Origin of the sequence: Empedobacter stercoris (assembly GCF_020281205.1) — a bacterium.
GTDB lineage: Bacteria > Bacteroidota > Bacteroidia > Flavobacteriales > Weeksellaceae > Empedobacter > Empedobacter stercoris.
The window spans coordinates 1-9,445 of the sequence record NZ_JACXZC010000048.1 but is presented as its reverse complement, the minus strand read 5'-3'; the positions used below and the strand labels follow the sequence as shown (position 1 = coordinate 9,445).

The 9,445-nt window shown below is 33.1% G+C and carries 7 protein-coding genes and 1 tRNA gene; 5 read left to right on the top strand and 3 right to left on the bottom strand.

Features of this window, described 5'->3' with window-relative positions; translation table 11 throughout:
• Positions 1-110: 110 nt before the first annotated feature.
• A complete protein-coding gene (gene tpx, locus IF125_RS13890; RefSeq protein ID WP_171621809.1) occupies positions 111-611 on the bottom strand; it encodes a thiol peroxidase in 501 nt (166 codons plus the stop codon).
• Positions 612-722: 111 nt separating this feature from the next.
• Between tpx and IF125_RS13885 the strand changes: the two genes are divergently transcribed.
• The 3 genes from IF125_RS13885 to IF125_RS13875 all read left to right on the top strand — a co-directional run bounded on the left by IF125_RS13885 (position 723) and on the right by IF125_RS13875 (position 3,379).
• A complete protein-coding gene (locus IF125_RS13885) occupies positions 723-1,904 on the top strand; it encodes a pyridoxal phosphate-dependent aminotransferase (protein ID WP_225542888.1) in 1,182 nt (393 codons plus the stop codon).
• A 201-nt stretch (positions 1,905-2,105) separates the two neighbouring features.
• Positions 2,106-2,179: transfer RNA gene (locus IF125_RS13880), tRNA-Met, on the top strand.
• A gap of 147 nt (positions 2,180-2,326) precedes the next feature.
• Positions 2,327-3,379, top strand: coding sequence for an NAD(P)/FAD-dependent oxidoreductase (locus IF125_RS13875; RefSeq protein ID WP_171621811.1), 1,053 nt, complete (start codon positions 2,327-2,329; stop codon positions 3,377-3,379).
• A gap of 65 nt (positions 3,380-3,444) precedes the next feature.
• Here IF125_RS13875 and IF125_RS13870 read toward each other — a convergent pair whose 3' ends face one another.
• Both IF125_RS13870 and IF125_RS13865 read right to left on the bottom strand, forming a co-directional pair.
• Positions 3,445-4,830, bottom strand: coding sequence for a DUF5723 family protein (locus tag IF125_RS13870; RefSeq protein WP_225542887.1), 1,386 nt, complete (start codon positions 4,828-4,830; stop codon positions 3,445-3,447).
• A 182-nt stretch (positions 4,831-5,012) separates the two neighbouring features.
• Entirely contained in the window at positions 5,013-5,804 is a 792-nt protein-coding gene (locus IF125_RS13865; RefSeq protein ID WP_171621813.1) for a TIGR00266 family protein, read from the bottom strand.
• Between the two features lie 146 nt (positions 5,805-5,950).
• Between IF125_RS13865 and IF125_RS13860 the strand changes: the two genes are divergently transcribed.
• Both IF125_RS13860 and polA read left to right on the top strand, forming a co-directional pair.
• Positions 5,951-6,283 (top strand): 2Fe-2S iron-sulfur cluster-binding family protein, encoded by a 333-nt coding sequence (locus IF125_RS13860; RefSeq protein ID WP_171621814.1) that lies wholly within the window; start codon positions 5,951-5,953, stop codon positions 6,281-6,283.
• 96 nt (positions 6,284-6,379) lie between these two features.
• Positions 6,380-9,211, top strand: a complete 2,832-nt coding sequence (gene polA / locus IF125_RS13855; protein ID WP_225542886.1) for a DNA polymerase I — start codon at positions 6,380-6,382, stop codon at positions 9,209-9,211.
• The last annotated feature ends 234 nt before the right edge of the window (positions 9,212-9,445 follow it).

Below are 9,445 nucleotides of genomic sequence, written 5' to 3'. Positions count from 1 at the left end.
TAAATGCTACATCATATTTTACTTTTCTTGTCATAAAAAATGCCCCCAAAAGTGTCTAACTTTTTGGGGGCAGTGTAGAAAGTAACGCTTTTTGTTTATAAGTATTTTGATTATTTAATTGCTGCCAATGCCTGTTGATAATCTGGTTCTTGACCAATTTCTGGTACTTGTTCAGTATAGGCTATTTCTCCATTTGGATTAACAACTACAACAGCACGAGATAATAAACCATTTAACGGTCCGTCTACCATTTTTACACCATAAGCATTTGCGAATTCTTCATTTTTGAAATCAGATAATGTTTCAACATTCTCTAAGCCTTCGGCAGCACAAAAACGAGATAAAGCGAATGGTAAATCTTTCGAAATACACAAAACAACCGTATTTGGAGCAGAAGAAACTTCTTGATTAAATGTTCGTACAGATTGTGCACAAACTCCAGTGTCAACACTTGGAAAAATATTTAAAACAACATTTTTTCCAGCGTAATCAGCCAATGTTTTTTCACTTAAATCACCAGCTGTTAAAGCAAAAGTTGGAGCTTTTTCACCAACTGTTGGTAAACTTCCTCCCGTATGAATTGGATTTCCTTTAAATGTAATTTGAGCCATAATTTTTTGTTTTATTATCGATTTTTAATGATTAAAAGTAACAAAATTATACGGAGAATAAAGTATCTTCGCATTATTAAATTGTTACACTACAAATAACTCACAAATATTATGCAACTTTCAAAGCGTTTACAAAATTTGAAACCATCTGCAACAATTGCAATGTCTGCAAAAGCAAGAGAATTAAAATCACAGGGAATTGATGTGATTAGTTTAAGTATTGGAGAACCAGATTTCAATACGCCAGATTTTATCAAGGATGCGGCAAAAAAGGCAATCGATGAAAATTATTCAGGTTATCCTCCAATTGCTGGATATGCAGATTTGAAGGAAACGATTTGTAAGAAATTTAAGCGTGATAATAACATCGACTATTCTCCTAATCAAATCGTTGTTTCTACAGGTGCGAAACAATCTATTTATAATGTATTGCAAGCGATTGTAGACGAGGGAATGGAAGTGATTATTCCAACACCTTATTGGGTTTCTTATTCTGATATTGTCGAGTTATCAGGTGGTACACCAGTCTTTGTAGAAGGCGCTTTAGAAGCTGATTTCAAAATTACACCAACGCAATTAGAAGCCGCAATTACAGATAAAACGCGAGCTATTATCTATTCTTCTCCATGTAATCCTTCAGGATCTGTTTATACAAAAGAGGAATTAAAAGGTTTGGCTGAGGTTTTAGCGAAATATCCAGATGTAATTATAATTTCGGATGAAATTTATGAACACATTGTTTATGGAGAGAAAAATGTTTCGATTGCATCTTTTCCAGAAATATATAATCAAACCGTAACTGTAAATGGTTTAGCAAAAGCATTTGCAATGACAGGTTGGAGAATTGGTTTCATAGGAGCGCCAGCTTGGTTGGCTAAAGCCTGCGAAACCTTACAAGGTCAAGTAACTTCAGGAGCAAATTCTATTGCACAACGTGCGGCGATTACAGCTTTAGAAGCAGATCCAAGCGCTGTTCAATATATGGTTGAAGCTTTTGCAGAGCGTCGAGAATTGATGTTAGGTTGGGCAAAAGAAATTCCTACATTTAAAGTAAACGAGCCAAAAGGAGCTTTTTATTTGTTTCCAGATGTGACAGCAACTTTCGGAAATACCTATAAAGGCGTAACAATAAACAATGCAGATGATTTAGCATTATATTTATTAGAACATGCACAGGTTGCAGTTGTTTCGGGTTCTGCTTTCGGATCGAAAAATTGTATACGTATGTCGTATGCAGCATCTGTTGATGAATTGAGAGAAGCAATGACACGCATCAAAAATGCTTTAGCGTAAATTAAAATTGAAATAAACACCAAAATCCTCAAGTTTTTCTTGGGGATTTTTTATGAATCAAAATATTATTAAAATAATTACGAAAACAACATTCAATATTTCAATTAATTAGCCTGTTTATGCTACTTTTTATTAAAAATATTTCAAAAAAGATTTGTTTTAATCGAAAATAACCTCTTATATTTGCACCACCAAAAACAAGGCGAGGTAGCTCAGATGGTTAGAGCGCAGGATTCATAACCCTGAGGTCGGCAGTTCGATTCTGCTCTTCGCTACAACTTCAAAGACAAATTCACAATTGAATTTGTCTTTTTTATTTTCATTAAATATTATTAGACTTCTGATGATAATCATCGATTAATCTATTCAAATTCATTAAATTTGCATTCAATTTAGTAGCGTTCTAAATAAAATCTTAAAAAATGATTCAAACAGATATAGTTATCATCGGGGCTGGTCCTACAGGGCTTTTTGCCGTTTTCGAAGCAGGTTTATTAAAAATGAGATGTCATATTATTGATGCACTTCCTCAACCAGGAGGACAATTAACGGAATTGTATCCTAAGAAACCAATTTTTGATATTCCTGGTTATCCTTCTGTTGGTGCAGGTGAATTGATTGATAATTTGATGGAGCAAATTAAACAATTTGAGCCAGGCTTTACTTTGAATGAGCAAGCAACGACAATTGATAAGCAAGAAGACGGAACGTTCATTGTGACGACTAATAAAGGAACACAAGTTCACGGAAAAGCGGTTGCAATTGCTGGGGGATTAGGTTCTTTTGAGCCTCGTAAACCAATGATTGAAAACATTGCAGACTATGAAGAGAAAGGTGTTGAGTATTTTGTAAAAACTCCTGAATTGTTTCGCGACAAAAAAATTGTGATTGCAGGTGGAGGAGATTCTGCTTTGGATTGGTCGATTTTCTTGGCTGATGTTGCTGCAGAAGTAACTTTAGTTCACAGACGTAATGAATTCCGTGGAGCATTAGATTCTGTTGATAAGGTTATTGAATTGAAAAAAGCGGGTAAAATTAATCTAATAACTCCTGCTGAAATTACTGGAATAAAAGGTGATGGAAAAGTAGAAAATTTGGTAATCGAAAAAGAAGGTGAAACTTTTGAAATTGAAACAGATTATTTTATTCCATTATTTGGACTTTCTCCAAAATTAGGACCGATTGCGAATTGGGGATTGGAGATTGAGAAAAATGCGATCAAAGTAAATAATGCATTAGATTATCAAACAAATATCGAAGGAATTTATGCGATTGGTGACGTTAATACCTATCCAGGAAAATTGAAATTAATTTTATGTGGTTTCCACGAAGCAACTTTAATGTGTCAATCTGTTTACAATCGAATGAATCCAGGTAAAAAATTTGTGTTAAAATACACAACAGTTTCTGGTGTAGATGGTTTTGACGGAACACGTAAAGAAGCCGAAAAAGCAGTTGTTAAAGCAATTGATTAAATGAAATAAAAATTTTATAGAAATATTTTTTAAACCTTTTACACATCGTGTAGAAGGTTTTTTTATTAATCACAAAAACATTCTTCTCTACTTCGTCTTTTAGCTTCATTATCCCAAAAAGGATAAAATTTTAATCCAAAATAAAAGTTGGCAGCATTCAATTTTTTCTGCTTAAAAACGATTGGAATTGCATTGTCACTTCCCAAAATTAGCGGTCCAATTCTTACATAACCACCAAAGGTTACATTCTCGTAATCATAGATAGAAAGAGAAGGACCTATTCCAAAACCATCTTTTTGTATGGTATAAGACGTTTGCAAAACATTTGTTCTTTTCAAACTATTTTCAAATACAGGAACTCGTTGTATCCAATTGATATTCCAATAATGATTTTCGATGATTTTTTTACTTAAATTAAGATGTAAACTCGTTGGTAAACCGATTGAAAAATTATTTCCCGTTTTAGATTGTGTTTCATCACCATAAACCTCTTTGCTCAAAATGCCTAAATATTGATCAATGCTTTCAAAATCAACTCTATCTAAATTTGGATTGTTACGAAGTTGAACTATTTGCGAAGGATTGTAGAAATGATGGTTGTCGCCTCTGAATTTCACCAAACCAACATCTAATAAATTGACAGAAAATTTAAAATCATATAGTTCGTCATTTATTCTTCTATTCACAAATGCAATTCCTAAATCTATTCCTATTCCATTTCCTCTATTGCGAAGAATGTATTTATCGCGATCAAAATCATAGTTAGTTGAATATCCTGCTTCTATGTCATAATTCGAAGCATAAATATCTGCATCAGGATTGTCAGTTGTACTTGTTATAGTTGGTTCTGCTTCAAGTTTTATTGCATTTTTACTTTTGATATATGCGCCGTCTAAACCTAAAAGATATTTAATATTTGCACCAATAATTACTTCAGAAGTGTTTGTTGTGTATAAATTTGTCGCAACATTTACGCCTAATTCAGCCCAATTCATTGCATTTGTATTTGTAGGTTCAAACGCATAATTTTTTGGTTCTATTTCATTTTGATTACTAAAACGAAAATAATTATCTAAATCTTTAATAGAACCTTGTGTACGAAGCCGAGTAAAAATACCAAATCGAAATGTTTGATTATTAATTCTCTTTTTAAAAGAAACGGAAGGTCCCATAATGTCATTTTCTAAATGATAAGAAATAGTATTTTTAGTTGTGAAATCTAAAATGTTAGAATGTGTTTCTCCTCTTATTCCAGCTTTGATATTGGCTGATTTTGTTTCACCTTTTATTAAACCTAATACATTTTGATCGGATATGTAAGCGTAATCATTTCTGAATAAAATATCCTCAGAAATAATATTTACATCCCATTTATTTGGATTGAAGTAGGAATTGGTTGGAGAAAATACAACTCCATTAATTCCGTTATATTGATCATTGCTAAATGACACTATATTTTGGCCAAAAACTAAATTTGAACAAAAAAGAATGATAAATAATAAGCATTTATTCAACTGAACTTTAATTTAATTAAAGTTAGTGAAAAATTAAATAATGATGAGAAAAATATTGTATTAAAAAAATGAGTTTCACGTTGAAAATTATTTAGTAAGCTGTTTAATAAATAGTTGATTTAATCACCGTCAATTAATCTTCCTAAACCTCCAAGAATAGAACCTTCTCCTTGAGAAGAACCACCTGCAGAAGGTGCATGAGCGATAATACGATCAGCCAAACGACTGAAAGGTAACGATTGAATATAGACGACTCCAGGACCTCTTAATGTTGCAAAGAAAACACCTTCTCCTCCAAAAAAAGTATTCTTGATTCCGCCTACAAATTCGATGTCATAATGTACAGATTGTTCAAAACCTACAATACAACCCGTGTCTACTTTCAGAACTTCTCCTGCTTGTAAAACACGACGATATAATGTTCCTCCAGCATGAATAAAAGCCATTCCATCACCTTCTAACTTTTGCATGATAAATCCTTCGCCACCAAAAAGACCAGTTCCTAATTTTTTGTTGAATTCTATTCCAACCGAAACACCTTTTGCCGCGCAAAGAAAAGCATCTTTCTGACATATAAATTTACCATTTACTTCTGGTAGATCAATCGGAACAATTTTTCCTGGGTATGGTGCAGCAAAGGAAGCTTTCTTTTTTCCTTGTCCATAGTTGGTATAAGACGTCATAAACAAACCTTCTCCAGTTAACATACGTTTTCCAGCATTCAATAATTTTCCGAAAATTCCGCCACTTTGTTGCGAACCATCACCAAATATAGTTTCCATTTTTACGCCATCATCCATCATCATAAAACTACCTGCTTCAGCTACAACAGTTTCTTGTGGATCTAATTCAATTTCGACGAATTGCATTTCTTCGCCATATATTTTATAATCTATTTCGTGTGCATTCATTTTTTAAAATTTTATAGAATTAGTAGACAAAATACGGATTTCGTAACAAAACTTATTTAAAATTATTATTAAATATTAACCAATGAGGCATATTCTTTTTTTCAAGATAAACAATCCGTATTTTTGTATTACTTGAAAGAACTATTATGGCAGACATAAAAATAACAATTATAGACAGAGAAGGTGTTTCGCACGAAGTGGATGCACCAACAGATATGAATATGAATATAATGGAGTTAGTTCGTGCTTACGAATTAGCACCAGAAGGAACTATCGGCGTTTGTGGAGGAATGGCGATGTGTGCTTCATGTCAATGTTATGTTTTAACTCCAGAAATTTCTTTACCAGAAATGAATCCAGATGAAGATGCAATGTTAGCAGAAGCTTTTAATGTAAAAGAAAACTCAAGATTGGGTTGTCAGTTACATTTATCGGATGAAATGGATGGCTTGGTGATCGAATTAGCACCAGAATATTAAATTTTAGTTTTACGTAGTGCGTGATAAGTTCTACGTTTTTTTTATTAAAATATCGTTGAACGTAAAACGTTAGGCGTAATACTTAAAACTTATTAAATGAATCAATTAGATAAAAGACTTTTTTTGTTAGATGCCTATGCCTTAATTTTTAGAGGTTATTACGCATTTATCAAAAATCCACGAATCAATTCCAAAGGTTTCAATACATCAGCAATTATGGGATTTACCAATTCATTGTTCGATGTTATTCGTCGTGAGCAACCAACACATTTAGCCGTTGTTTTTGATGTAGGTGAAGCAACTGTACGTACGGTAGATTATGCAGATTATAAAGCAAATCGTGATGAAACACCCGAAGCGATTAGAGATGCGGTACCTTATATTCAAGAAATATTAAAGGCACTTTGTATTCCTGTTTTATATGCGCAAGGTTACGAAGCAGATGATGTAATTGGGACGTTAGCACAGAAAGCCGAGAAAGAAGGTTTTACAACTTATATGGTAACGCCTGATAAGGATTTTGCACAATTGGTTACAGATAAGATTAAAATGTACCGACCTGCAGCAAACGGTAAAGGAGTTGAGATTTGGGGAATAGAAGAAGTCAAAGAAAAATTTGATATTGATAGCCCAAGTCAAGTGATTGATTATCTTGGAATGATGGGTGATGCAGTTGATAACATTCCAGGATTACCAGGTGTTGGAGCTAAAACAGCAAGTAAATATTTGAAAGAATTTGGATCGATGGAAAATCTTTTAGCGAATACAGATAAACTAAAAGGGAAAGCCAAAGAAAAAATTGAAGAAAATAAAGAACTTGGAATTCTTTCCAAAAAATTAGCGACAATTTTGACGGATGCACCAATTGAATTTGATGAAGAAGATTTAACCGTTTGTCCGCCAGATATAGAAAAAATAACTGAACTTTTTACAGAGTTAGAATTCCGTAGAATGTTAGAAACAGTCTATAGAATTTATGGATTGGATACATCTGGAATAATCAAGGAAGCACAGGAAGAAATATCATTTGCAAGTCAAGAAAACTCTAATCAATCTGCACAACAATCCTTATTTGATTTTACTTCGGATGAAGAAATTGTTCCTCAAAATTCAGCATTCACAGATATTTCAACAACCAATCATTTGTATCAATTGATCGATACAAAAAAAGGTCGTGAAATTTTGTTGCGAAATATTCTGAAACAAAAAGAAGTGACATTCGATACAGAAACGACTTCACTGGATGCATTGGAAGCAGAATTAGTCGGAATTTCGTTTTCTTGGGAAAAAGGAAAAGGATATTATATACCTTTTTCTACTGATTTTGAAGAAACAAAAACGATTATCAATGAATTTAAACCTTTCTTTGAGGACGAAACTATTTCGAAAATTGGTCAAAATTTAAAATATGATATCAAAGTTTTAGACAAATATGACATTGTTGTAAATGGTCAAAATTTTGATACGATGATTGCACATTATTTGATTAATCCAGATATGCGTCATAACATGGATGTGTTGTCGGAAACCTATTTGAGCTATCAACCTGTTTCAATCGAAAGCTTGATTGGAAAAAAAGGGAAAAATCAAAAGAATTTTCGTGATGTTCCGTTGATGGAGCAAACAGAATATGGTGTAGAAGATTCGGATATTACGAATCAATTGAAAAATCTTTTCGAACCAGAATTAATCAAAGCGAATACACACAAATTGTTCACTGATCTTGAAATGCCGTTGATGCAAGTTTTGGCTGATATGGAATTGGAAGGTGTGAATTTAGATGTTCCATTTTTGAAAGAACTTTCTGTAAAGCATGAAGCGAAATTAAGGGAATTAGAAACAAAAATTCACCAAGATGCAGGAGAAGAGTTTAATCTTAATTCGCCAAAACAATTAGGAGAAATATTGTTCGATAAGTTAAAATTAGATCCAAAAGCAAAGAAAACCAAAACTGGACAATATGCAACTGGAGAAGAGATCTTATCGAAACTGAAAGATAAACATCCAATTATTAAGGATATTTTAGAGTATCGTCAATTACAAAAATTAAAATCAACTTATATTGATGCGCTGCCAGAATTGGTGAATCCAAAAACGGGTCGCGTGCATACAACGTATGCGCAAACTGTGGCAGCTACAGGACGTTTGTCTTCTGTAAATCCGAATTTACAAAACATTCCGATTCGTTCGGAAGAAGGACAACAAATTCGTAAAGCTTTTGTGGCGAGAGATGAAAATCATGTGATTATTTCTGCCGATTATTCTCAGATCGAATTGCGTTTGATTGCGCAAATGTCAAAAGATCCTGCAATGGTAGAAGCTTTCAAACAAGGAGAAGATATTCACGCATCTACAGCAGCAAAAGTATTTAACGTCGCATTAGATGAGGTTACTCGTGAACAACGTAGTCAAGCGAAAACTGTAAACTTTGGAATTATTTATGGTGTTTCGGCTTTTGGTTTGGCAGAACAAGCGAATATTTCGCGTAAAGAAGCGAAAGTTTTGATTGATGCTTATTACGAAACTTATCCAACATTGAAAGCGTATATCGAAAAACAAGTGGAGGTTGCGCGCGATCAAGGTTTTGTAGAAACATTGATGGGACGTCGTCGTTATTTGAAAGATATCAACTCAAGAAATGCTGTGGTACGCTCGCATGCAGAAAGAAATGCTGTTAATGCACCGATACAGGGAACTGCTGCGGATATTGTAAAAATGGCGATGATTCAAATTCAAAAAGAATTAAAGAAAAATTACCAAACCAAAATGATTTTACAAGTGCATGATGAGTTAATTTTTGATGTACCTAAAGATGAAATCGAAAAAGTTTCTGAATTAATTAAATCAACAATGGAAGCTGCGATGCAAATGGATGTTCCGTTGATTGCCGAAGTTGGTGTTGGTGCCAATTGGTTAGAGGCTCATTAGATATATTTTGTCAGTTTGAGTGATTCTGATAAGAATTTTATCGAGAACTAAGAGGAAATATAAATTCGTCTAACTTCTCGATACTATTTTCTTTTTTTTAAAATGAAAATCACTCGAAGTGACGATAGTAGCATATCAACAATATAGTTTTTAATATAAAAGAAGCTGTCTCAAAACTAGACAGCTTCTTTTTTTTGCTTTTTAGAATATATATGTTCTTGTATAGTTGGATTT